This window comes from Actinomadura craniellae (assembly GCF_003289645.1).
In the GTDB taxonomy this organism is placed as follows: Bacteria; Actinomycetota; Actinomycetes; order Streptosporangiales; family Streptosporangiaceae; genus Actinomadura_D; species Actinomadura_D craniellae.
This window is the reverse complement of the sequence record NZ_QLYX01000013.1, coordinates 198,845-221,670: the sequence shown is the minus strand read 5'-3', so window position 1 is coordinate 221,670 and position 22,826 is coordinate 198,845. Positions and strand designations below refer to the sequence as shown.

General features: G+C 71.8%; 24 protein-coding genes. 14 read left to right on the top strand and 10 right to left on the bottom strand.

Annotation, left to right across the window (positions count from 1 at the left end):
• Positions 1–142: 142 nt before the first annotated feature.
• Positions 143–1,360 carry an ABC transporter substrate-binding protein gene (locus DPM19_RS25605; protein WP_111870564.1) on the bottom strand — a complete coding sequence of 406 codons (1,218 nt, stop codon included), beginning with the start codon at positions 1,358–1,360 and terminating at the stop codon, positions 143–145.
• Between the two features lie 485 nt (positions 1,361–1,845).
• Entirely contained in the window at positions 1,846–2,184 is a 339-nt protein-coding gene (locus DPM19_RS25600) for a hypothetical protein (RefSeq protein WP_233510749.1), read from the bottom strand.
• A 381-nt stretch (positions 2,185–2,565) separates the two neighbouring features.
• On the opposite strand from DPM19_RS25600, the gene DPM19_RS25595 reads away from it, so the two are divergent.
• From DPM19_RS25595 to DPM19_RS25575, 5 genes are all read left to right on the top strand, one after another.
• Positions 2,566–4,167 carry a PucR family transcriptional regulator gene (locus DPM19_RS25595; protein WP_111870563.1) on the top strand — a complete coding sequence of 534 codons (1,602 nt, stop codon included), beginning with the start codon at positions 2,566–2,568 and terminating at the stop codon, positions 4,165–4,167.
• Between the two features lie 85 nt (positions 4,168–4,252).
• Positions 4,253–5,395 carry a glutathione-independent formaldehyde dehydrogenase gene (locus DPM19_RS25590; RefSeq protein ID WP_111870562.1) on the top strand — a complete coding sequence of 381 codons (1,143 nt, stop codon included), beginning with the start codon at positions 4,253–4,255 and terminating at the stop codon, positions 5,393–5,395.
• 140 nt (positions 5,396–5,535) lie between these two features.
• Positions 5,536–5,760: a hypothetical protein gene (locus DPM19_RS25585; protein WP_111870561.1), complete on the top strand. Its 225-nt coding sequence runs from the start codon at positions 5,536–5,538 to the stop codon at positions 5,758–5,760.
• 105 nt (positions 5,761–5,865) lie between these two features.
• Positions 5,866–7,149, top strand: coding sequence for a citrate synthase (locus tag DPM19_RS25580; RefSeq protein WP_111870560.1), 1,284 nt, complete (start codon positions 5,866–5,868; stop codon positions 7,147–7,149).
• A gap of 70 nt (positions 7,150–7,219) precedes the next feature.
• Positions 7,220–8,302 carry a glutamate--cysteine ligase gene (locus DPM19_RS25575; protein WP_199485277.1) on the top strand — a complete coding sequence of 361 codons (1,083 nt, stop codon included), beginning with the start codon at positions 7,220–7,222 and terminating at the stop codon, positions 8,300–8,302.
• 172 nt (positions 8,303–8,474) lie between these two features.
• Here DPM19_RS25575 and DPM19_RS25570 read toward each other — a convergent pair whose 3' ends face one another.
• A complete protein-coding gene (locus tag DPM19_RS25570; protein WP_111870559.1) occupies positions 8,475–8,963 on the bottom strand; it encodes a helix-turn-helix transcriptional regulator in 489 nt (162 codons plus the stop codon).
• 114 nt (positions 8,964–9,077) lie between these two features.
• Between DPM19_RS25570 and pgeF the strand changes: the two genes are divergently transcribed.
• Positions 9,078–9,794, top strand: coding sequence for a peptidoglycan editing factor PgeF (gene pgeF / locus DPM19_RS25565; RefSeq protein WP_111870558.1), 717 nt, complete (start codon positions 9,078–9,080; stop codon positions 9,792–9,794).
• 165 nt (positions 9,795–9,959) lie between these two features.
• Positions 9,960–11,075 carry a hypothetical protein gene (locus DPM19_RS35420; RefSeq protein ID WP_158566889.1) on the top strand — a complete coding sequence of 372 codons (1,116 nt, stop codon included), beginning with the start codon at positions 9,960–9,962 and terminating at the stop codon, positions 11,073–11,075.
• A 29-nt stretch (positions 11,076–11,104) separates the two neighbouring features.
• Here DPM19_RS35420 and DPM19_RS25560 read toward each other — a convergent pair whose 3' ends face one another.
• A complete protein-coding gene (locus tag DPM19_RS25560; RefSeq protein ID WP_111870557.1) occupies positions 11,105–11,692 on the bottom strand; it encodes a hypothetical protein in 588 nt (195 codons plus the stop codon).
• A gap of 418 nt (positions 11,693–12,110) precedes the next feature.
• Here DPM19_RS25560 and DPM19_RS25555 point away from each other — a divergent pair, with 418 nt between their 5' ends.
• The 5 genes from DPM19_RS25555 (at position 12,111) to DPM19_RS25535 (ending at position 16,514) form a co-directional block, all read left to right on the top strand.
• On the top strand, positions 12,111–14,543 hold the full coding sequence (locus DPM19_RS25555; RefSeq protein ID WP_111870556.1) for a sensor histidine kinase: 2,433 nt from the start codon (positions 12,111–12,113) through the stop codon (positions 14,541–14,543).
• Positions 14,544–14,575: 32 nt separating this feature from the next.
• A complete protein-coding gene (locus tag DPM19_RS25550) occupies positions 14,576–14,947 on the top strand; it encodes a roadblock/LC7 domain-containing protein (protein ID WP_111870615.1) in 372 nt (123 codons plus the stop codon).
• A 69-nt stretch (positions 14,948–15,016) separates the two neighbouring features.
• Positions 15,017–15,334 (top strand): DUF742 domain-containing protein, encoded by a 318-nt coding sequence (locus DPM19_RS25545; RefSeq protein WP_233510748.1) that lies wholly within the window; start codon positions 15,017–15,019, stop codon positions 15,332–15,334.
• On the top strand, positions 15,315–15,929 hold the full coding sequence (locus DPM19_RS25540) for a GTP-binding protein (protein WP_111870554.1): 615 nt from the start codon (positions 15,315–15,317) through the stop codon (positions 15,927–15,929). The genes DPM19_RS25545 and DPM19_RS25540 overlap by 20 nt, the downstream gene beginning before the upstream one ends.
• A 69-nt stretch (positions 15,930–15,998) precedes the next feature.
• Positions 15,999–16,514, top strand: a complete 516-nt coding sequence (locus DPM19_RS25535; RefSeq protein ID WP_233510746.1) for a PH domain-containing protein — start codon at positions 15,999–16,001, stop codon at positions 16,512–16,514.
• A gap of 24 nt (positions 16,515–16,538) precedes the next feature.
• On the opposite strand, the gene DPM19_RS25530 is transcribed toward DPM19_RS25535, so the two are convergent.
• Positions 16,539–17,261 carry a GNAT family N-acetyltransferase gene (locus DPM19_RS25530; RefSeq protein WP_158566888.1) on the bottom strand — a complete coding sequence of 241 codons (723 nt, stop codon included), beginning with the start codon at positions 17,259–17,261 and terminating at the stop codon, positions 16,539–16,541.
• Positions 17,262–17,421: 160 nt separating this feature from the next.
• Between DPM19_RS25530 and DPM19_RS25525 the strand changes: the two genes are divergently transcribed.
• On the top strand, positions 17,422–17,682 hold the full coding sequence (locus DPM19_RS25525) for a type II toxin -antitoxin system TacA 1-like antitoxin (protein ID WP_111870552.1): 261 nt from the start codon (positions 17,422–17,424) through the stop codon (positions 17,680–17,682).
• Positions 17,683–17,704: 22 nt separating this feature from the next.
• Here DPM19_RS25525 and DPM19_RS25520 read toward each other — a convergent pair whose 3' ends face one another.
• The 4 genes from DPM19_RS25520 to rlmN all read right to left on the bottom strand — a co-directional run bounded on the left by DPM19_RS25520 (position 17,705) and on the right by rlmN (position 20,733).
• On the bottom strand, positions 17,705–18,136 hold the full coding sequence (locus DPM19_RS25520) for an HIT family protein (protein WP_111870551.1): 432 nt from the start codon (positions 18,134–18,136) through the stop codon (positions 17,705–17,707).
• 113 nt (positions 18,137–18,249) lie between these two features.
• Positions 18,250–18,993, bottom strand: a complete 744-nt coding sequence (locus tag DPM19_RS25515) for a DUF1963 domain-containing protein (RefSeq protein WP_111870550.1) — start codon at positions 18,991–18,993, stop codon at positions 18,250–18,252.
• 89 nt (positions 18,994–19,082) lie between these two features.
• Positions 19,083–19,586: a DivIVA domain-containing protein gene (locus tag DPM19_RS25510; protein ID WP_111870549.1), complete on the bottom strand. Its 504-nt coding sequence runs from the start codon at positions 19,584–19,586 to the stop codon at positions 19,083–19,085.
• Between the two features lie 49 nt (positions 19,587–19,635).
• Positions 19,636–20,733 (bottom strand): 23S rRNA (adenine(2503)-C(2))-methyltransferase RlmN, encoded by a 1,098-nt coding sequence (rlmN, locus tag DPM19_RS25505; RefSeq protein WP_111870548.1) that lies wholly within the window; start codon positions 20,731–20,733, stop codon positions 19,636–19,638.
• A gap of 136 nt (positions 20,734–20,869) precedes the next feature.
• Here rlmN and DPM19_RS25500 point away from each other — a divergent pair, with 136 nt between their 5' ends.
• Positions 20,870–21,943, top strand: coding sequence for a suppressor of fused domain protein (locus DPM19_RS25500; protein ID WP_325050284.1), 1,074 nt, complete (start codon positions 20,870–20,872; stop codon positions 21,941–21,943).
• Here DPM19_RS25500 and DPM19_RS25495 read toward each other — a convergent pair.
• Positions 21,936–22,826: a phosphatidate cytidylyltransferase gene (locus DPM19_RS25495; RefSeq protein ID WP_233510743.1), complete on the bottom strand. Its 891-nt coding sequence runs from the start codon at positions 22,824–22,826 to the stop codon at positions 21,936–21,938. The two genes, DPM19_RS25500 and DPM19_RS25495, sit on opposite strands and share 8 nt — an antisense overlap.

Sequence of the window (22,826 nt, the reverse complement as noted above, 5' to 3'; positions counted from 1 at the left end):
GGGCCATCGGGGGGAGGCCCGGGACGCCCGTCGGGCGCCGGGCCGGCCCGCTCCGCTCGCGGAGCGGCGAGCCGGCCAGCGCCCGCCCTGAAGGCGCGCCCGACGGGGGCGGTCGGGCGCGCCGGGGAGAGGTCCTCCGGGTTCAGGAGGGCGTCGGGTTGACGGCCTTCCGCCACGCCTGCGTCCATTCCGCATAGCCGGCGCACCCGCTCCCGCCGTCCTCGCCGCAGTCCCGTGCCGGGGTCCGGGCGAACACCACCTTGCCGATGTAGGACCGGTCGCCGACGTGGTAGGCGTTGCAGAACTCGGCCCGCAGCCGGTCGCGAGCGCACGCCTCGGGGTTGGCCGGCGCCACCCCGGTCCACTCGGCCACCTGCTGCTGGACGTCGGGCGACGACGTCCACTTGAGCCACTGGTACATGCAGCTGGGGTGCTGCGCCCGGGCGCCGACCATCCACGCGTCCTGCCAGCCGGTCACCCCCTCCTTGGGGGTCGCCGCGGCCACCGACCGGCCCGCCCGACCCAGCACGTCGACGTGGTAGGGCCAGCCCTGGCCGAGCACCGCGGCGCCACCGGCGAGGGCGCTGACCGCGTCCGCCGGATCCTGCCAGTGGCTCTGCACGTGCGGCCGCTGCCGGGCCAGCACCTGGCCGGCGGCCGCGAGCTGGTCCGGGGTGAGGGCGAACGGGTCGTCGATCTTCAGCTTCTTGTTGCGCGACTTCAGGTAGAGGGCCGCGTCGCCGAGGGTCAGCGGGGTGTCGCGGACGATCAGCCGGCGGCCGTACCGGCCGGCCTGCGCCGGGTCGAACACCGCCGCCCAGCTCGTCGGGGCAGGCTGGACGACCTTCGGGTCGTACACCAGCAGGTTGACGCCCCAGGCGAACGGGACCCCGTAGACGGTGTCGTCCCGCCGCAGCAGCGAGCGCAGCCGGGGTTCGAGGTCCTTGTAGCCGCCGACCAGGTCGGGGTTGACCGGCGCCACGTGCTTGCCGTCGATCAGCCGCCCGGCAGCCTCCGGCGGGACCGTCGCTCCGTCGTAGCGGCGCCCCGGGTCGGTCATCATGTCGACCAGATCCTCGACGGTGGGCGCCGTCCTGACGGTCACCTTGCACTTGGTGCGCTCTTCGAACGGGGTGACCCAGTCGACCCGCGGGTCGCTGGAACCGTTCTCGACGTAGCCGGGCAGCGCCACCAGGTTGAGCGTTCCCTCGCTCGCACCGATCGCGCGCGTCATCCCCACCGGGGCGACGGGCTTCTCCTCGCCGCGGAACGCGACGAGGACCACGGCGAGGACCGCGACGAGCGCCGCTCCGGCGGCGGCCCACCGCACGAGCGTGCTCCGCCCGCCAAGCTGCTTCATTCTGCTCCTGAAGTAACCGTTCCCCCGGGCCGTCCCGCCGCCGCTCCGCTTCCGGCGGACGAACATCCCATGCGCTTCCCGCGCGCGGCCCGGACCGTGGCAGCGTACCGGCACCTCCGCCGCCGGGTACCGCGCACCGCACATGCGCCGGCCCGACGGGTGCCCCGAACCGGCCGGCGGCTCCTTTTCGGTTTTGTTGCGGAAGTGGCGCGAGCAATTCGCCGGGCGCACCGCGGTGGGACTTCCCTCCGAGCGGTGCGAGGGGCAGCGCACCGACGTCTGCGACAGATATCGAGCGGGGGAACATTTATATTACCGTCGCGCATATTCTCAGCGGTCGAAGTCGCGGCAGAACACCGGAAATGCGACGAGACCCCGGCCGGGCAGAGGGGTGCCGCCGGCCGCACCACTCACGGGATCGCTGGAGAGGCTGGTGGTGCGGCCTTCTGCTCGGACCGGGGCCCCGAGGCTCCGGCGGGATGCGGTCAAGCGGGGGGGACAGCGATCACCTGGTGATGCCGCCTGGCCACGCGGCCGCCGGTACCCGGCCGGTCTGCGCCGCCCGGCTCCCATCGAGACGGAGGAAGGTTCGAAGGGTGCCGGGGGTCCGCCGGCCAGGGATCTGGGTGGATCGGGGCGCGCTGGATCATCTCGATGCGGGCGACGAGGCGCTGGGGGGTCTCGGCCTCTACGAAGTCGCCGATGTCGCGTTCTCGCGGTGGGAGCGCCCACCAGCGCCGGGTGAACAGCCCGAACCAGATGGACCAGTTCGGGTAGCACTCCCTGAGCTCTGCGACCTCGGCGGCGTGATCGTCAGCAGGCATTTCGCTGCTCCCTGCGACAGAAACCCTTTTCTATTCACCTCGTTTAAATGGAGGTAATGCGATTGTGTCGTATGACACAGATGGGGTCAACGCCCGTGGCTATTGTTTGTCGGATCGCCGGCGCAGGAAACCGACGGCGGAAACCTGCGGCTGGCAGAAGGTTCCTGCACCCGCGAAGAGCAGGGCCTGCGAAGATTCACAGATGGCATCGGCCGTGCACCGATCCGTCACCATCCCACGAGCGACTTTACCTTTATCGCACGATTTGTACGGTTACAGCAACTATTCTGCCCAACGCCTTTTTTGTCACCTCAAGGTGAGTCGAGCATCGCAACCTTCACTCTGTAATATTTTACTTTCAAAGCGTGACATGATGAAGGAGTGCTCCCCACCCTGGCCGAAGTGCTCGAACTGGACGCGGTGCGCCGCGGGCAGCCACGTGTGGTCGCCGGCCACGACCGGCTCGGCGCCCGGGTGCGCTGGGTGCACAGCGCCGAGGTGACCGACATCGCGCACCTGCTGCACGGCGGCGAACTGGTGCTGACGACCGGCATCGCACTGCCCGAGCAGCCGGCCCGACTGCGCGACTACGTCGCCGACCTGGCCGCGGTCGGCGCCAGCGGGCTCATGGTCGAGCTGGGCCGGCGCTGGGCCGGCGCTCTCCCACCCGCGCTGATCTCCGCGGCCGAGGAGCACGGCCTGGCGGTGGTCGTGCTGGCCCGCGAGACGATCTTCATCGACATCACCGAGTCGGTGCACGCTTACATCCTCGACGCCCAGCTGGCCGAGCTGCGCGCCTCCGAGCAGCTGCACGAGATCTTCACCCGGCTGTCGGTGGAGGGCGCATCGGCCGACGAAGTCGTACGCCAGACGGCGGTGCTCGGCGGACACCCGGTGGTGCTGGAGAACCTCGCGCACCAGGTGCTCGCCGCCGACGCGGCCGGCACCGACCCCACCGCGCTGCTGACCGGCTGGGAGACCCGGTCCCGGGCCGTCCGGCCCGCCGGGCGCACCGCCCACGACGCGACGTCCGGCTGGCTGGTCACCGTCGTCGGGGCGCGCGGCCAGGACTGGGGGCGGCTGATCCTGCGCTGCGCGGGCGCCCCCGCACCGCGCGACGTGGTGCTGGTCGAGCGCGCCGCGACCACCCTGGCGCTGGGGCGGCTGCTCGACCGGCACGCCGAGAGCCTGGAGCGCCGGGCGCACGGCACGATCATCGCGGGGATCCTCGCGCACGCCTACTCCGATCCGCGGGAGGCCGCCGCCCGGGCCCGGGCGCTGGGCGTGCCGCTGTCGGGGCGGCGGCTGATGGGCGTGGTCCTCCGGTCCCGCGTGGAGTCCGGATCGCTCGCCGAGCTCGCCGAGGCCGCCTCTGCGGCCTGCCGGGAAGGCGGCCTGTCGGCCCTGGTCGGGCTGCTCGACGAGGACGCCCCCCAGGCCCGGGTCGGCGTGCTGGTCTCGCTGCCCGCCCGGGCCGAGGCCGAGAGCGGGCTCGTGGAGCTGGCGGGCCGGCTGCGCAAGCACTGCGACCCGGCCCCGGTGGTGGCGGCCGGGTCGGTGGTCGAGTCGGTGCAGGACGTGCGCCGCTCGTTCCTGGAGGCCGAGCACGTCGCCGACGTGGCCGTCCGGGGCTCCGGCGACCGGCCCTTCTACCGGCTGCCCGACCTGCGGTTGCGCGGGCTGCTGCACCTGCTGCGCGACGACGCCCGGCTGCAGACCTTCGTGGAGCGGGAGCTCGGCTCGCTGCTGGAGTACGACGACCGGCACGGTACCGACCTCGTCCGCGCTCTGGGGTGCTACCTGGACGCCGGGCGCAACAAGGCGCTCGCCGCCCAGCGGTCCCATCTCTCCCGCCCGGCCTTCTACGAGCGGCTGCGCCGGGTCGAGCGGGTGCTCGGCGTCGGCCTGGACTCCCCCGAGTCCTGCACTTCCCTGCACGTCGCCCTGCTGGCCCTCGCCTCCATTCGCCCCGGCACCCCGTAAGAACTTTCTACACTTTTGTCCGATTTATGGCGATTTGGATGGGTAGGCAATTCACGGACGTCGTTCGGCGTGGAAGGGGGACACGGTGAAAGCGGTCGTTTACAAGGGGCCCTACACGGTGGCCGTGGAACAGGTCGAGGACCCACGGATCGAACAGCCCACCGATGCGATCGTGAAGGTCACCTCCTCGGCGATCTGCGGGTCGGACCTGCACATGTACGAGGGACGGACCGGCGCGGAGCCGGGCATCGTGTTCGGCCACGAGAACCTGGGGATCGTGCAGGAGGTCGGTGCCGGGGTCGTCGGCGTGCGGAAGGGCGACCGGGTCGTCATGCCGTTCAACGTGGCCTGCGGCTTCTGCAAGAACTGCACGGCCGGGCACACCGGCTTCTGCCTGACCGTGAACCCGGGCTTCGCCGGCGGGGCGTACGGCTACGTGGCGATGGGCCCCTACCGCGGCGGGCAGGCCGAGTACCTGCGGGTGCCGTTCGCGGACTTCAACTGCCTGCGGTTGCCCAGGGGCGACGAGCACGAGGACGACTTCGCCCTCCTGGCCGACATCTTCCCCACCGGATACCACGCGACGGAGCTGGCGCAGGTCGGCCGCGGTGAGACGGTGAGCGTGTTCGGTGCCGGGCCGGTCGGCCTGATGGCGGCCTACTCGGCGATGATCCGGGGTGCGGCACGGGTGTTCGTGATCGACCGGGTGCCCGACCGGCTGAAGCTCGCCGAGCACATCGGTGCGGTCCCCCTCGACTTCGGCCGTGGGGACGTCGTCGAGCTGATCAAGGACCAGACCGAGGGAGAGGGCACCGACAAGGGCATCGACGCGGTCGGCTACCAGGCGACCGTGCGCGAGGGTGGAGAGCAGCCCGCGGTGGTGCTCAACACGCTGGTGGAGGCCGTCCGCGCGACTGGAATGCTCGGTGTGGTCGGGCTGTACGTGCCGACGGACCCCGGCGGGCCGACGGAGGCCGCCCGGCACGGCGAACTGCTGTTCAAGATGGGCCGTTTCTTCGAGAAGGGCCAGCGGATGGGCACCGGCCAGGCCGACGTCAAGGCCTACAACCGGCAGCTGCGCGACCTGATCGTCGCCGGCCGGGCGCGGCCGAGCTTCGTGGTGTCCCACCGGCTGCCGCTCGATCTCGCCCCCGACGCCTACCAGCGGTTCGACAAGCGGGAGAGCGGCTGGACCAAGGTCCTGCTCAAGCCCGGGCAGCGCGCCTGAAGCGAGCGGAGTGGATCGCTCGTCCCGCGCGATCCACTCCGCCACGATGCGTCCAGATCGCCGTAACCGTCGGGCCTCCGGCAGGTATGAACATGTTGACACCGGTTCTTACCTTTTCCGTCCCCCCGGAGGTCCCTCCTGTGAGCGATGTCACCACGGTCAAGTCCCTCCTGCCGACCCGCAAGTGGTGGGCCGCGTTCGTCACCGCGTTCTCCGCCTTCCTGATCAGCTGGATCACGGCCGGGGAGTTCAGCAAGGAGATCCTGGTCATGCTGATCGGCGTGCTGGCGCAGGCGGCCGTCTCCTACCTGGTGCCCAACTCCGACGCCCCAGGTGGAGTACCCGTGAAGGTCAAGAAGACCTGAGGGGCGCCGGTGCCCGCCGAATCGGCACAGGGGAAAATCGAACGGCACACAACCACGATCTTGTCCGCCGGCCCCGACCGGGCGGGCGGAGACCAGGGAGGCCCCATGTCCGACATCGAGCTTCACCACGCCGACCGGCGACTGCCCCTCGATGTCACCCCCGCGTCGGAGGGACCGGCCGGTCTCGGCATCGGCAGCCTGCTCAAGGAGACGGGGTACGTCACCCTCGACCCGGGCTTCGTCAACACCGCCTCGTGCGCCTCCGCGATCACCTACATCGACGGCGACGCGGGGATCCTGCGCTACCGCGGTTACCCGATCGAGGAGCTGGCCGAGCATTCGTCGTTCATCGAGGTCTGCTACCTGCTGATCTACGGGGAGCTGCCGACCGCCGAGCAGCTCGGCTCCTTCTGGGAGAAGGTCTCCCAGCACACGATGCTGCACGAGGACTTCAAGTCGTTCTTCTCCGGCTTCCCGCGCGACGCCCATCCGATGGCGGTGCTGGCGTCCGCGGTCGGCGCGCTGTCGACCTTCTACCAGGACTCCCTGGACCCGTTCGACCCCGAGCAGGTCGACATCTCGAGCATCCGGTTGATCTCCAAACTGCCCACGATCGCGGCGTACGCGTACAAGACCTCGATCGGGCAGCCGCTGCTGTACCCGGACAACTCGCTCGGCTACACCGAGAACTTCCTGCGCATGACGTTCGGCGTCCCCACCCAGCCGTACGAGATCGACCCCGAGATCGCCCGGGTGCTCGACATGCTGTTCATCCTGCACGCCGACCACGAGCAGAACTGCTCGACCTCGACCGTGCGGCTGGTCGGGTCCAGCCAGGCCAACCTGTTCTCTTCCATCTCGGCCGGGGTGAACGCGCTGTGGGGCCCGCTGCACGGCGGCGCCAACCAGGCGGTGCTGGAGATGCTCCAGAACATCCACGACAGCGGTGACGACGTCGACACGTTCGTCCGCCGGGTGAAGGCCAAGGAGCCCGGGCTGAAGCTGATGGGCTTCGGGCACCGCGTCTACCGCAACTACGACCCGCGGGCCACGGTGGTCAAGCAGGCGACCCGCAAGGTGCTCGACCGGCTGGGCAGGCCGGACCCCCTGCTGGACGTGGCGATGCGCCTGGAGGAGGTGGCGCTGAGCGACGATTACTTCGTCGAGCGGAAGCTGTACCCCAACGTCGACTTCTACACCGGGGTGATCTACAAGGCGCTGGGCTTCCCCACCAACGCCTTCACCGTGCTGTTCGCGCTGGGCCGCCTGCCCGGCTGGATCGCCCAGTGGCGCGAGATGATGAGCGACTCCACCACCAAGATCGGACGCCCCCGCCAGGTCTACGTCGGTCCCCCCGAGCGGTCTTACGTGGAGGTCGCCGAGCGCTGACCCCCCGCCCGCACAGCGATAGACAGCCCGCAATTGTCATATATGTCGCAAATTGGGCAGGACATCAGGCGTGGGAGGGCGCAACCTCGGGGTGGAAGAGGAGCTGCTGCTGGTCGACCCGGACCGCGGTGAGCCCCGGGCGGTGGCACCCGCCGCGCTGCGGTTCGCCCACCCCGGGGAGCGCCTGGAAACCGAGCTGCAGCGGGAGCAGCTGGAGACGACCACCCGGCCGTGCCATGCGCTGGCCGACCTCGGCGAGCAGATCCGGGACGCCCGGCTGGCGGCCTCCCGGGCCGCCCGGAGCACCGGCGCCGAGGTCGCCGCGCTGGCCACCTCACCGGTGCGGGTACAGCCCTCCCTCACCCCGTCGGTCCGGTACCGCCGGATGGCCGCGGCGTACGCCCGCACCGCCGCCGAGCAGCTGACCTGTGGCTGCCATGTGCACGTGGAGGTGTCGTCGCCGGACGAGGGCATCGGTGTGCTCGACCGGATCCGGTCCTGGCTGGCGCCGCTGCTGGCGCTCAGCGCCAACTCCCCGTTCTGGCAGAGCCGGGACACCGGGTACGCCAGCTTCCGGCAGCAGGTCTGGGTGCGCTGGCCGTCCGCCGGGCCCACCGGGCTGTTCGGGTCGTTCCGGCGCTACCGGGCGGTGGTCGAGGACATGGTCGGCTCGGGGGTGCTGCTCGACGAGGGGATGATCTACTTCGACGCCCGGCTGTCCCGGCACTACCCCACGGTGGAGGTGCGGATCGCCGACGTGTGCCTGCGGGCCGACGACACGGTGCTGATCGCCGGCCTGGTCCGGGCACTGGTGGAGACCGCCGCCCGGCAGTGGCGGGCGGGCGAGCCCCCCGACCCGGTCCGCACCGAACTGCTCCGCCTGGCCGCCTGGCGGGCCAGCCGCTCGGCCCTGCACGGCGATCTCCTGCACCCCGTCACCCACCACCCCGTTCCCGCCCACCGGGTCGTCCGGGCGCTCCTGGCCCACGTGCGCCCCGCCCTGGCCGCGGCCGGCGACCTCAACACCGTGGAACACCTGCTCTGCGCCCTGCTGTGCCGGGGCAGCGGCGCCGACCTTCAGCGCGCCGCCCACCGCCGCACCCGCGACGTCGCCCAGGTCGTCTCCGACGCCATCACCTGCACCCTCTCTTGAGCCGGACGGCCCCATGGGCGTGCCGCCCGGCGGCCGTGGGGGTCGGCACGGCCGCCGGGCGGCGGGGCGGGCCCGCGTCGAGGACGGGCCGCCGGGGAGGGAGGCCGGCCGGTCCCCGCTCGCTCCGGCCGGCCTCCTGGTTCGGGGGGTGCGGGGCACCGCCCCGCCCGGTTCATGCGGCGCGCTGCCAGGGGAGGTAGTGGTCGGCGCGGTGCGGCGAGGCGGGGACGGTGGTGGACTCGACGGCCGCGATCCGGTCGAAGCGGAAGGCGCGGACGCCGCTGCGCAGGCGGCACCAGGCGACCAGGTACCAGTGGTCGCCGTGGACCAGGCAGGTGACCGGCTCGACCTCGCGCACGGTGGTCCGGGCGCCCGCGTCGCGGTAGTGCAGGCGGACGACCATGCGGTCGGTGATCGCGGCGGCGATCACCCGGGCCCGGTCGGCGGTGGTGCCGTCCAGCGGCTCGGTGAGGGTGGAGAGGGTGTCGGCGATGACGGCGTCGGCCGGGTGGACCTCGTCGATCAGGTGGCGGATCGCCCGGCGGGCGACGGTGGCCTGCGGGCCGGTGCCCAGGTGGGCGAGGGAGAGCGCCAGGGCGGCGATCTCGGCGGGCGTCAGGCTCGGCTGCGTACGGCTGGAGGACGTCACGACGTTAGCCATACTTCGATAATACGTTCGAACACTGACATTTTCGCCCCCTGTGCCGGCCCTCTTGACCTGCCCGTTAGATTCGGTCTCGCCACAGGTGACGGCAGGGGAACGGGAGGAGTGCCGATGCGTCTCGCCGAGGGGGTACGGGGGGTCTTCACCGACCGGCGGGGCGGGGTGAGCGCGGCTCCCTACGACGGCCGCAACCTCGGCGGCATGGTCGGCGACGACCCCGAAGCGGTACGGCGCAACCGGGCCGCGACCGCCGCCGAACTGGGTCTGGCTCCGGACCGGGTCGTCTACATGCGGCAGGTGCACGGCACCGGCGTCGCCTACGTCACCGAACCGTTCGACGGCGACCCGCCACCGCTGGACGCGGTCTTCACCGACCGGCCGGGGCTCGGGCTCGGCGTGCTGGTCGCCGACTGCGCACCGGTACTGCTCGCCGACCCCGTGGCGGGGGTGGTCGGCGCCGCCCACTCCGGGCGGGCCGGAACGGTCGCCGGGGTGGTGCCCGCGCTGGTGGCGGCGATGGCCGGGCGCGGCGCCGACCCGGGCCGGATGGTCGCGGCCATCGGCCCGCTGGCCTGCGGCCGGTGCTACGAGGTGCCCGCCGCGATGTGCGACGAGGTCGCCGCCACGATGCCCGCCGCCCGCTCGACCACCGCGCACGGCACCCCCGCGCTGGACCTGCGGGCGGGCATCTCCGCCCAGCTCGCGGCCGCGGGCGTCGCCGACGTCCGGCACGACGCGCGCTGCACGATCGAGAGCCCCGAGTTGTACTCCTACCGGCGGGAGCGGACCACCGGGCGGTTCGCGGGTTACGTCTGGCTGGAGGATTGAACCCGCCACCGATTCGGGGGTGTCCGAAAAGACAGGGTTTCACTACCGCGGTTGGGGCGCTCCACCGACTTTCGTAGGTTATCGTCGCGATCTAGAAAGCCTGCGTACAAAAGAACTCCCGTACCGTGCTCAACCCGGTCACCGCGCCGGATCGCGAGGAGCCCGATGACCCTCGTCCTGGTCGTGATGTGCATCGTCGTCGGCGTCATGGAGCTGTACGCCGGCCGGCAGAGCAAGCAGCAGGCCGCCGCCTTCGTCCGCCGGATCGAGGAGCTCAACGACCAGGTCAGCAAGCAGAACGGCGTCCTGACCACGGTCGGCGAGCGGCTGACGGCGGAGCTGGCCCGGGTCAAGAGCGAGGTCCTGCCGGGCATCGACTCCCGGCTGCGCGCCACCACCGGGCAGATCGACGAGCTCACCACGCTGCTGCGGCAGAACGACACCTACATCAAGGCGCAGGCCAACCGGCTGCACGACCTGGAGAACCAGCGGGTGACCCTGGCGGCGCTGCGGCGCAAGCTGGCCGAGCTGGAGACCTCGGTCCGCTCCGGCCCGCCGGTCGCGGACGAGAACCCGGCGACGGGCGGCCGGGTCGAGGCCGCCCTGTCACGGATCACCGACCTGGAGCGCAACGGCGACCGGATCCTCGAACTGCAGCGCGCCCTCACCCGCACCCTGGAGGACGTGGAGGACGTCGTCTCCGACCTGCTGGAGTTCACCACGGGAGAGCTCGACGAGTCGATGTCGGTCTCGCGCAACGGGCTGGCTCCCGCGATGCTGTCCGGCCGGCTGTGGAACCGCGACCCGCGGCTGCACGACGTGCTCACCGACGTCTACGAGCGCTGCGTCAAGGCGCACCGGCTCACCGTCCGCTTCCGGACCTCCGACGAGGAGCGCGGCCGGCTGCGCTACTTCCTCACCGGCCGCAACTCCGAGGAACTGGGCGGCGGCATCGCCGCGCTGCTGATCTCCATCGGCATGGACGTCACGCACGGCGGGCCGCGCGAGGTCCCCGCCGACGAGGCCGCCCTCCAGGCGCTGCTGCGCGCGGTGCACGAGAGCTCCGGCGCCACGGTCCAGCTCGGCCCGCTGGTCGTGGCGCGGACCCGCGAGGAACTGGTCTGCGCGGTGCTGACGCTCGCGCAGAGCCGCGAACTGGAGGACGACGAGCTGCTGTGGGACCCGGCCGGCGCGGTGGCCCGGCTCCGCCTCCTGCCCGGCCACCAGGTCTGGGACCTCACCGCCTGGGCCGCCGCTCCCCCCGCCGCCCCCTCCTCCTGAGGAGCCGGCGCACACCCGGTCCCCTCGGTTCAGGAGGCGGCGTAGGCGCGGACCGTGCGGGTGGCGCGGTCGTCGAAGCTGACCAGTAGCGGACAGCCGGCCGCTCCGGTGCGGGCGTCGAACTGGGCGCAGATCCCCAGTTCCGCCGCGGGGTCGAGAAGAACGACGTTCTCGACGGCGCGGGCCGCCTGGGCCGCCGGGGTCGCCGAGGCGGCGTCGGCCCCGTCGTAGAGCGTCTCGAAGGTGATCCGGCGGGCGTACCGGAGCAGTTCCACCGCGTCCACCACCCGGCTGCCGATGGCGGACGCCGAGCCCATCAGCACGACGCCGATGGACTGGACCTCCCGGCCCCGGACGTAGATCTCCCGATCGGGGGCGGGGACCGGCCCGCGGTCGCTCAGGTGCAACCCGAAGCCGGATTCCGGGGTCAGGAAGGCCGGCAGGCCGACCGAACCGGGCCCCCGGGGCACCCGCACGGACTCGGGCGTCATCCGCCAGCCGGGCAGGAAGACCCCGAGCCCGCGGAGCAGCAGCCGCCAGACCGTGGTGCCCGTGACATCGGTGACGACGCCCTCCGGCGACGGCGCGTCCACCTCTTGATCGTTCCCGGCGGCCATGCGGCCATCCTCCGCTGCGGTTTCCTCCCAGGCAAGGGCAATGCCCTGAAACCCCGACGACATAGGGGTTTTCAATGATCCATCCGATATTGGAACGTACTTGCACGTGCATTTGAGCATGCAGAGGCTCTTGCACACGGCCGGGAAGAGCGGCAACATGACCTCTCATCGGAGCATCGCTGTGACCGATGTAACAGGACTGCGCAGGTTTCCATGACGGTACTCAGGCCCACCCGGGCCTCCGCCCGCTGTCACGCGACCGCCGACGGAAACCGTGGCAGGCGCGCCACGGCCACACCGACGCGGTGACCCTGGTGTCCTACCAGCTGCGGCTGGCCGTGCCGGAGCGGGGCGGCGAGCCCACGTGACGAGCCCGCCGCGGCCCGAGCCGCGAACCGATCAAAGGAGCGTGACCCGCATGTCCCTGGCCCGGATCCGCCGTGGCTCCGCGCCGGCCCTGCCCCCCGCCGGGCCGCCCCGCCAACGGCGCGGGAGGGTCCGCTCGATCAGGCTCCGCATCGTGGGGCTCCTGGTGATCCCGCTGGTCTCCCTGCTGGCGCTGTGGGCGTTCGCGGCCTCCCTCACCCTCGACGCGGCCCTCGACAAGCGCTCCATCGACCGCATCATCGAGCGGTTCGGCAACCCGGCCCGGCAGATGACCGCCAGCCTGCAGGTGGAACGCTCACTGTCCGCCCTCGTCCTCGGCACCAGGGGCCGGATGGGCACCCGGGAGCTCGAACAGCAGCGCGCCAAGTCCGACGCGGCCCTGGCGGCCTTCCGCCGGACCGCGCTGACCGGCGAGAACAAGGAACACCTGGGCGGCATCCCCCCGTCCCACATCGACGATCTGGTCCCGCTGCTCGACCGGGTGCCCACGCTCCGGTCCGCGGTGGACGCCCGCCAGCTGACCCCGCTGGCCGCCATCAACGGCTACAACGCGGCCGTCGACGGCCTGAACCAGCTCTTCCGCAGCATCACGGTCTCCACCGACGTGCGGCTCCAGAAGCAGGGGTCGGCGCTCGTCACCCTGGGCTTCGCCTTCGACCACCTGCAACGCGAGAACGCGCTGATCACTGCCATCCAGGCCGGTGGCGGCCGGATGACCGTCGCCGACCACAGCGCCCTCGTGCAGTGGGTCGGCACGCAGCGGCTGCTGTTCTCCGCCGCCCTCGGCGAGCTGGGTTCCGAGCAGGGCGTCCTGGCACGGCAGCTGAGCCAGTCGCCCGACCTGGCGCGGCTGCGGGCGATCGAGGACGCCATCGTGAACACGCCGCGCCAGAGCCGGCTGCCCCTCGAGGCGGCGGGCTGGCAGCCGGCCTCGCTCAAGCTCACCACCGCCTGGGCGAACATCTCCCGGCAGTCGATCGTCAGCCAGCAGAAGGAGACCGAGCCCGTCGCGCAGCGGGTCCAGTACGAGCTCATCGCGGCCGCCGGGTTCGGGCTGCTGGCGGTCGTCATGTCGGTCCTGCTGTCGGTGCTGTTCGGCCGGCGGCTGATCCGCGAGCTGACCGGTCTCCAGGGGGCCGCCCGCGACCTGGCCGAGAACCGGCTGCCCGGGGTCGTCGCCCGGCTCCGCGGCGGCGAGGCCGTCGACGTCCAAGCCGAGGCGCCCCGGCTCGAGGTCGGCGGCACCACCGAGATCGCCCGGGTCGCCGACGCGTTCTCCCAGGTGCAGCGCACCGCGGTCGAGACCGCCGTCGGCGAGGCACACCTGCGCCGGGGCATCAGCCGGATCTTCCTCAACCTGGCCTGGCGCAGCCAGTCGCTGCTGCACCGCCAGCTCCGCATGCTCGACTCGATGGAACGCCGCACCACCGACCCGGAGGCGCTGGAGGACCTGTTCCGGCTCGACCACCTCACCACCCGCATGCGGCGGCACGCCGAGGGCCTGGTCATCCTCTCCGGCGCCCCGTCCAGCCGGAGCTGGAGCAAGCCGGTCCTGCTCGTCGACGTACTGCGCGGCGCGGTCGCGGAAGTCGAGGACTACACCCGGGTGGAGGTGGCCTCCTCCTCCCGAGCCGCGCTGGAGGGCTCGGCGGTCGCCGACGTCATCCACCTGCTCGCCGAGCTGGTCGAGAACGCCACCGCCTTCTCGCCGCCGCCCACCGAGGTCCTCGTCCGCGGCGAGACAGTCGCCAACGGGTTCGCGATCGACGTGATCGACCGGGGCATCGGGCTGACCCCCGAGGACCTCGCCGAGCTGAACGCCCGGCTCATCCGCCCGCCGGAGTTCGACCTGGCCGACAGCGACCGGCTGGGCCTGTTCGTGGTGGCCCAGCTCGCCTCCCGGCACGGTATCCAGGTGTCGCTCCAGCCGTCGGCGTACGGTGGCACCACCGCGGTCGTGCTGATCCCGAGCCGGCTCGTGGCGCAGATAGAGGACTTCGAGCTCGACCGGACCGCCTCCCGGCCCGCGGACTTCGAGCCCGACCGGACGGCCTCCGGGCCGCCCCTGCCCCACCAGTCCGACCGGCGGCCCTGGTTCCAACCTCAGGAGGACCCGTCCGCCGGGTCCGGGAACGGCCCCCACCCGGTCGGCGAGTTCCGGGAAGCTGCCCCGGTCACCCCGATCTTCGGCCCCGGCACCGCCCCGGAGCGCACCGCTCCGGCGTCCGTGCAGGCGCCCGAACCGACGGAGGGCGGGTTGCCGCGCCGGGTCCGGCAGGCCAACCTGGCCCCCCAGCTCCGCGAGTCCCCGTCCGCCCAGGAGGAGACCGGGCCGCAGGAGCGCCCGGCCGAAGAGAGCCAGAACCTGATGGCCGCACTGCAGAACGGGTGGCTGCGCGGCCGCGAAGACGAGAACGACGACGAGATCCCGCATGGACCGGGACGAGAATGGGGTGACTCGTGACGCAGTCGCGGGCAGTGAACGAGCTCAGCTGGATGCTGGACGACCTGATCGACCGGGTCGGCGAGGTCCGCAAGGCCGTGGTGTTGTCCAGGGACGGGCTGGTGATGGGCGCGTCCAGCGGCGTCGAGCGTAACGACGCCGAGTACCTGGCCGCCCTCGCCGCCGGGTTCTTCAGCCTGGCCAACGGCGCCCGGGAGCACTTCGAGTCCGGAGAGGTGCGCCAGACGCTCGTCGAGATGGAGAGCGGGCTGTTCTTCGTGGTGCCCGCCGGCTCCGGCAGCTGCCTGGCCCTGCTGAGTGACTCGGGGGCCAACGCCGGCCTGGTCGCCTACGAGATGGCCAGGCTGGTCACACGGGTCCGGCGGCATCTGTCCGCTGCTCCGCGTCCCGCCGGCGCCGAATGACCGATCATGAACCGTCGAGAGGAACGTTGGGTAGACGACGCGGCAGGGCCCGTCGTCCGGCCTTATGCAATGACGCGTGGCCGGACCCGGCCCACCACCGGCGTCCAGCTCGATGTCGTCGCCATCGTCGTAGGGACCGGCCTCGCAGTCACGGACACCACCCGCACGACACCCGAACGGCAGCGCCTGCTGGCCCTGTGCGGCCGGCCACAAGCCCTCGCCGACCTCGCCTCCGACCTGGACCTGCCGATCGGTGTGGTCCGCGTCCTGGTCGGTGACCTGATCGACCAGGGGCTGCTCCGGATCCAGCCCCAGCCGACCTCGTCCACCGCCCACCCTGACCAGCGCCTGCTCAGGAGAGTGCTCGATGACCTCCGCGCCCTATGACCCTGCCACCGACGGCCCCCGCGTCACCCTGAAGATCCTGGTGGCCGGCGGGTTCGGGGTGGGCAAGACCACCCTCGTCGGGACGGTCAGCGAGATCCGCCCGCTGCGCACCGAGGAGGTACTCACCGACGCGGGGGTCGGGATCGACGACCTCGACGGGGTGGAGGACAAGGCGACCACGACCGTCGCCATGGACTTCGGCCGCATCACCTTCCGGGACGGCGTCGCGCTCTACCTGTTCGGCACGCCGGGACAGAAACGCTTCTGGTTCATGTGGGACGAGCTGTCGCTGGGGGCGATCGGCGCGGTCGTGCTGGCCGACACCCGCCGGCTCAACGACAGCTTCGCCTCGATCGACTACTTCGAGCGGCGCGGCACGCCGTTCATCGTGGCGGTGAACTGCTTCGACGGCGCCCGCCGGTACCGGCTGGAGGAGATCCGCTCGGCGCTGGACGTCGACGTCCACGTGCCCGTGGTCCTGTGCGACGTGCGGCGGCGCGAGTCGGCCAAGGAGGTGCTCATCACGCTGGTCGAGCACTCGATCCGGTCGGGCGGCACGGCCGCCGCACGGGGTGACTCCCTTCCCATCGGGTGACGCCCCAGCCGGAGCCGGGTGGGCTACGGTGGAGGCGGCCCGACCATGCCGTCCCGAGGGCGCGTGCACATGAACATGCAGGACATGATGGTGGTCCGCGACTCCACGTCGCGGGCACTCGACCGGTACCTGATGTCGCACGAGGAGCACGTCATCGCCGTCCGCCGGCATCCGGCGGTGCTGCTGGCCCCGGTCGCCGAGGTCGTCGGCGGGCTGATCCTGGCGGGCGTCATCGGCTCCATGGGTTTCCCGTACATCTGGTGGCTCTGGCTGATCCTGGTGGGCCGGCTGCTGTGGCGGGTGATCGTCTGGTCGATCGAGTTCTTCGTGGTCACCGACCAGCGGGTGATGCTGCTCAGCGGCGTGCTCAACCGCCGGGTGGCGATGATGCCGCTGGGCAAGGTCGACGACATCCTGTTGCAGCGCTCCCTGGCCGGCCGGACGCTCGGCTACGGCGAGTTCGTCGTGGAGTCGGCCGGGCAGGACCAGGCGTTGCGGAACGTGAACTTCATGCCCTACCCCGAGCAGCTGTACCTGGAGGTCTCCTCGATGATCTTCGGTGCCGAGGATCTCTCCCCGGACTGACCGCACTCCCTGGTCACTCGCCGGTCACTCGCCGGTCGCGGAAGGCACCTCCCCGGCCCGGGCGAGGGGCCACAGGGGGACCTCCACCGGCCCGCCGGACAGCTGGTCGCGCAACCTTCCGTACTCGGGGTCGGAGCGCACCGCCTCGGGTCCCTCGCACTGCTCCACGTACTCGTCCAAGAAGCGGAGCAGGGCGTCTGCGGGCACCGCCGTCTGCTCGGGGTCCAGGCAGATCAGGAGCATCCCGCGGACCCTCGGCAAACCGGCGCCCAGCGACGGCTGGAAGTACGGCAGCGGCAGCACCCTGGCGCCGTGCCGCTCGTAGAACCGCACCCGGGCGGTCGGGTCGCCATGCCCCTCGCTTCCTCGGTGGAAGCGCGGGTCTTCGATCTCGGCGAGGGTCACGACCGGCTTCGTCGCCTCGCGCCAGCACGGCAGCGCGCGGCCGAGCAACCGGCCGCCCAGCCCGCCGCCGCGGATCCCTGGCCGGATCGCCAGGTAGGCCAGCAGCAGCACGCCGCTGGACGCCGAGTACTCGCCCAGCGCGCCGCCGATCGGCTCGCCATCGTTTAACGCGACCATGCCGAAGCAGCCCGGCAGCGGCAGCCTGAAGGCGGCCCGCATCTCCTCCAGGCCGCTCAGCTCAGCGGGCGGGAACGCCGGTTCCAGCACTTCCCGGTAGAAACGGTCGAAGGTGTCGTCATCAATCTCGGTGCACTCGGCAAACACAACGCCGTCATCGGTCATAAAGACATCGTCGTCGGGTAGAGCGGGCTTGGCCAGTCCCTGGTACGACCCGAACATCTCGGGCATCACTCTGGGGAGTGGCCACACATTCCTTCTCAGTGGGGATGCCGGGGCACACCGCCCGACGTAGCTTGAAGTTTCTGTCAGGAAGGAGACCGGCGTGTCCGTGTCTGCTCACCAGAACCTTCCCCCGTCCGCTCACCTCGCGTTCGAGTTGACCGAAGAGCAGGAGTTCATCGTCCGGAGGGCGGCCGAACTGCTGGGCTGGTCGGTGACCGAGTACATCCTCTGCACCGTCCTGGACCGGGCCGAACGAGACCTGTACGAGCACGCGGCCCAGCTCCATCACTCCGCCGCCACCACCCCGCCGCCGCTGACCGAGGGCGCCGCCGAAGCCCTCACCGCCGTCCTCGGCGCCTGACCGCACCCGGCCCGTTCCGCGCTCAGTGGGCGAGTGCGGCGCGCAGCCGTGCGGCGTAGCCGGCGGCCTCGGCGCCGTCGGCGTAGCGGTGCCGGGGCCAGAAGAAGCCCCGCAGGCCGTCCTTGCGTTCCCGCGGCACGATGTGGACGTGCAGGTGCGGGACGCTCTGGCTGACCCGGTTGTTCATCGCCACGAAGGAGCCGGCCGCCCCGAGGGTGTCCTCCATCGCCCGGGACAGCCGCTGGGCGTGCTGGAAGAACGGGCCGACCCGGTCCGGCGGCAGGTCGGGCAGCGTCTCGTGATGTTCCCTGGGGACCAGCAACGTGTGCCCCTTGAACAGCGGCCGGGCGTCCAGGAAGGCCACCGCGTCGGGCGCTTCCAGCACCAGGTGCGCGGGCCGCTCGCCCGCGATGATTTCGCAGAACACGCACGGTGCCGTCTCGTCCCGTCCCATGGCCGTCATTCTTCCGGGTCACGCGCGCGCTCCGTACCCTGCATTCCCTGCGTTCCCGGCCGGCCCCGGCCGTCTCGCGCGGCCAGAGCGACCGGGGCGGCCAGAGCGACCGGTCAGCGGGCCTGGAGGGTGAGCCAGGCGTGATCGACGGGCTCGTTCTCGCGGATGCGGAAGAAGATCCGGCCAGGGTCGCCCCAATGCCAGCCGAGCCGTTCGTCGGAGTCGAGTTGGAGCAGCGGGCTACGATCGTCCTCGGTCATCGGGGGCAGCACCAGCGCGGGCCAGCCGCCCACCTGGTGCATCGGCTCGTCCGGCCAGACGAACTGCGCCCAGGCCGCGTACAACTGCTCGTACACCGGCAGGACACCCGCGTAGTCGGCTTCCAGCCGGGCGAGCACCGGCTCCTGCGGCGCGGGCAGGGAGAGAAAGGGCTCGGCGCTCAGCGGCAACACGGGCCCGGCCGCGCTCCCGGTGCGCTCCAGCCCGCCGCCGACGACGACCCGCCAGCCGTCGCGCTGGGCCGGATCGTCGCCCCACGGCCGCGGCGTCCCGGCGGCGTAGTAGAACGCCGCCGAGCCCGCGGCGGGCAGTTCCGGCAGCCGGAGCACCGCCGCCAGTTCGGCGAAGTCGATCACTCCGAGGAAATCGAGGGGCCGGCCCGCCCAACTCGGCCAGTCGGCGCCGGCGGGCAGCACGGGGTCGCCGCCCAGTCTGGTGCCGGTGAGCGGCGCGGCACGGGCCGCCGTCAGCCGCAGGGCGGGGCGGGCGAGTTCCAGGACGGCGGTGACGACCTCGGGACCGAAGAAGGAACCGAACAGGGAGCGCAGTCGGTGGCGCTGAGCGACGATCCATTCCATACGCGGTAGCGTCCCCCGTGGAACCCGCCGTGACCAGACCCCGTGACCTTCTGTGGACAACCGTCCGCGGACTGTTGGCAACGAGGCGTTCAGTGTCCGTGCAGCCGCAGTTCATCGAGGGCCGCGGCGAGCCGGTCGAGGAAGTGGTCGACCTCCTGCTCGTCGTAGCCGTAGCCGAACCTCACCCGCCGGAACACGCATCCGGACACCTCGTGCGCAGCCACCGGCGGCCCCCCGGCGGAAAGCCCCGCCAGCACCCGGTCGAGCAAGTCGTCCACCTCGCGCGGGTCGTAACCGGGGCGCATCCCCGACCCGGAGAACCGGATGCCCTCGACCCAGGCCGCCAGCGAGCGGATCTGCGTCCGTCCGGGCGGCCGCGGAGGTCCGGCCGACCGCAGCCGCAGCTCCCACTCGCGCAGGCAGTCGTCCACCGATCGCTGGTCGTAGCCGCGTACCGCGACGTCGAAGCGGACCCGGCCGATCTGGTCCGCCGTGATCGCCCCGCCATCGCGCACCGAGCGCTCGATGAAGTCGAGCGCCGCGTCGACCTGACCGCGGTCGTAACCTCGCAGCACCACCGGGAAGCGGGGCATCAGCGGGCGGCCTCGGCTTCCGGGTCGGGGTGCGCGGCCACGTGGCTCCTCACTTCTCGGTGGCGGCCAGCTGACCGCAGGCGCCGTCGATCTCCCTCCCCCGGGTGTCGCGGACCGTCACCGGCACGCCCTGGGCTTCCAGCCGCGCGACGAACTCCTGCTCGTCCTGCGGCCGTGAGGCGGTCCACTTCGAACCCGGCGTCGGATTCAACGGAATGAGGTTGACATGCACGAGATGTCCGCGCAATAGCCGCCCAAGAAGGTCTGCGCGCCACGCTTGATCATTGATGTCACGAATCAGGGCGTACTCGATCGACACCCGCCGCCCGGTACGGTCCGCGTACGCCCAGGCGGCGTCGAGCACCTCGCGGACCTTCCAGCGGTTGTTCACCGGCACCAGTTCATCGCGCAACTCGTCGTCGGGGGCGTGCAACGACACCGCCAGCCGGACCGACAACCCCTCCGCCGCCAGCTTCTCGATCGCCGGAACCAGGCCGACCGTCGAGACCGTCACCGACCGCTGGGAGATGCCCAGCCCGTCCGGGGACGGGTCGGTGATGCGGCGCACCGCACCGAGCACGGCCCGGTAGTTGGCCAGCGGCTCCCCCATCCCCATGAAGACGATGTTGGAAACCCGGCCCGGACCGCCCGCGACCTCGCCGCGGGCCAGCACCCGGGCCCCGGCGGCGACCTGCTCGACGATCTCGGCGGTGGACAGGTTGCGGGTCAGCCCGGCCTGGCCGGTCGCGCAGAACGGGCAGTTCATCCCGCAGCCCGCCTGGGACGACACGCACATGGTCGCCCGGTCGGGGTAGCGCATCAGCACCGACTCGATCAGGGTGCCGTCGAAGGCCTTCCACAGCATCTTGCGCGTCATGCCACGGTCGCTGGTGAGCTCCCGGACGGAGGTGAGCAACCGCGGCAGCAGCTCCGCGGTGAGGCGGTCGCGCACCGCGGCCGGCAGGTCGGTCATCTCCGCCGGGTCGTCCACCAGCCGGGCGAAGTAGTGCCGGGACAGCTGGTCGGCGCGGAACGGTTTCTCCCCCAGCCCGGCCACCACCTCCCGGCGCTCGGCGGAGGTGAGGTCGGCGAGATGGCGCGGCGGCTTGGCGCGGCGCGGGGCGACGAAGGTGAGCGGAGCAGACATGGTCCTCCCAGTGTCGCGCACCGCGGGACATGCCGTCGCCGTGCGCCCGGGCGCCGGGCCCACTAGGGTCTCGCTCATGCCGGTTCTGCGTCGGGGATCACCTTCATCACAGGTCGCACCGAAGGTTCTGCTCAATGTGACCAGCCCGTACCGGAGCCGCCGGCTCGTGGTCGAGAGCGACGGCGTCACCACCGCGGCGTACCTGCGGGACGCGCGCGACACCGTGCTCGGCGCGGTCTGGATCGCCAACCACCGGTCCGCCCTGCCCGGGCTCGACCTGGCCCGGCTGAACGCCGGTCTCGCGCCGACGATGCCGGTGACCCGCACCAAGCACCCCCAGGGGCGGCCTCCCCTCGACCCCAAGACCCTCGAAGTGGTCTGGTTCGAGGAGGGCGACGGCGTCGCCGTGCTGGAGTCGGGTGAGCCGCTGTGCGTGCTCCCATGCTGGTCCGACATGGCCCGGGGCATCCCCGGCTACAGCCGTGACGCCACCGCGCAGACCCCGTTCGCGTTCCCGCTGGACGAGGACCTGGAGGAGTTCGAGCAGCGCATCCGCCAGTCGCGGGAGTACTGGGGGTGGCGGGCCGACCAGGCGGCCTGGGGCGGGTTCCAGCAGTCGGCGCTGGGGCACCTGCTGGGCCGGCTGGGGCCCGGCGGCTACTACTGGCACGACGTCGGGCGCGGTTTCGACGGGGGCGACGCGGCGCCGGTGCCGGTGGTCGGCGTCTCGGAGCGGCCGCCCCGCGGCGACCGCGACTTCACCGTGCTCAGCACCATCGGCATGAGCTGCCAGCGGATGCCCACCGTGGAGCTGTACGAGGACGACGTTTCGCCGCACGCGCGGGTCGAGCTGGCGGTGGCCGTCCGGCTGCCCAGCCAGCGCGCGGGAAGCATCTTCCCGTGGCTGGCGCAGTACCCCTGGCGGTCGGTGACCTGGTTCGCCCCGGGCGACGTCGTCCAGTGGTACCACGAGCCGCGGACGTTCCCGCTCGGCTCCGACTGGGCGGGCGTGCTGCTGCTCGACGAACCCGGCCGGCTGGCCGGCCCGCTGGGGCCCGACCTGACCGGGTTCACCGTGGGCGGCGATCCGGTCCGCTGGCTCTGGCTGGTGCCGATCACCGACGAGGAACGCCGCTACGCCAAGGCCGAGGGTTCGGACGCCCTGATCCGCAGGCTGGCCCGGCAGGGCCGCGAATGGGTGGTCAGCTGACCGCGGGGACGAACAGTTCCAGCAACAGCCACACCACCGGGGCGGTGGCGAGCAACGAGTCCAGGCGGTCCATCACCCCGCCGTGCTCGGGGAGCAGCGTGCCCATGTCCTTGATGCCGAGGTCCCGCTTGAGCATCGACTCGATCAGGTCGCCGAGCGTCGCCGAGCAGACCACCGCCGCACCGACGATCACGCCCTGCCAGACCTCGCCGCCGTCGAGCAGCCAGGGCACGAGGATCGCCCCGACCAGCATGCAGGAGAAGGCGGAGCCCGCGAAGCCCTCCCAGGTCTTCTTCGGGCTGATGGTGGGCGCCATCTTGTGCCGCCCCAGGAAGGCCCCGGCGAAGAACCCGCCGATGTCGCTGAACACCGTCACCGCAATGAAGATCACAATGCGGTCGGCGCCGTCCGCGGGGGCGAGCAGCAGCGCGACGACGCCCGCCATGAAGGCGATGTAGGTGACCGCGAACACGGTCGCGGTGGAGTCGCGCACATAGCCCTCGGCACCGGCCGGCATCCGCCAGACCAGCGCGACGAGCACCGTCAGCGCGAACGCGCCGACCAGCCCGGCGGGGCCGAGGAGGTACGCGCAGACGACGGTGGCGACCAGGCCCGCGCCGACCGGGGCCAGCGGCACCCGGATGTCACGGGCGGCGAAGCCCCGGGTCAGCTCCTGCAGGCCGATGCCCAGGAAGAGCACCATGACGGCCAGGAAGATCTGTTCGACGGTGTAGACGGTGACCAGCACCAGGGCGCCCAGGCCCGCCCCGACGCCGATGGCGACGGGCAGGTTGCGACCCCCGCGCTTGGTCACGGCGTCCGGCCTCGTCTCATCGGCCGGCGGCACCTCTTCGTCGGGTGCCGGGCCGGACTCCAGCGCCAA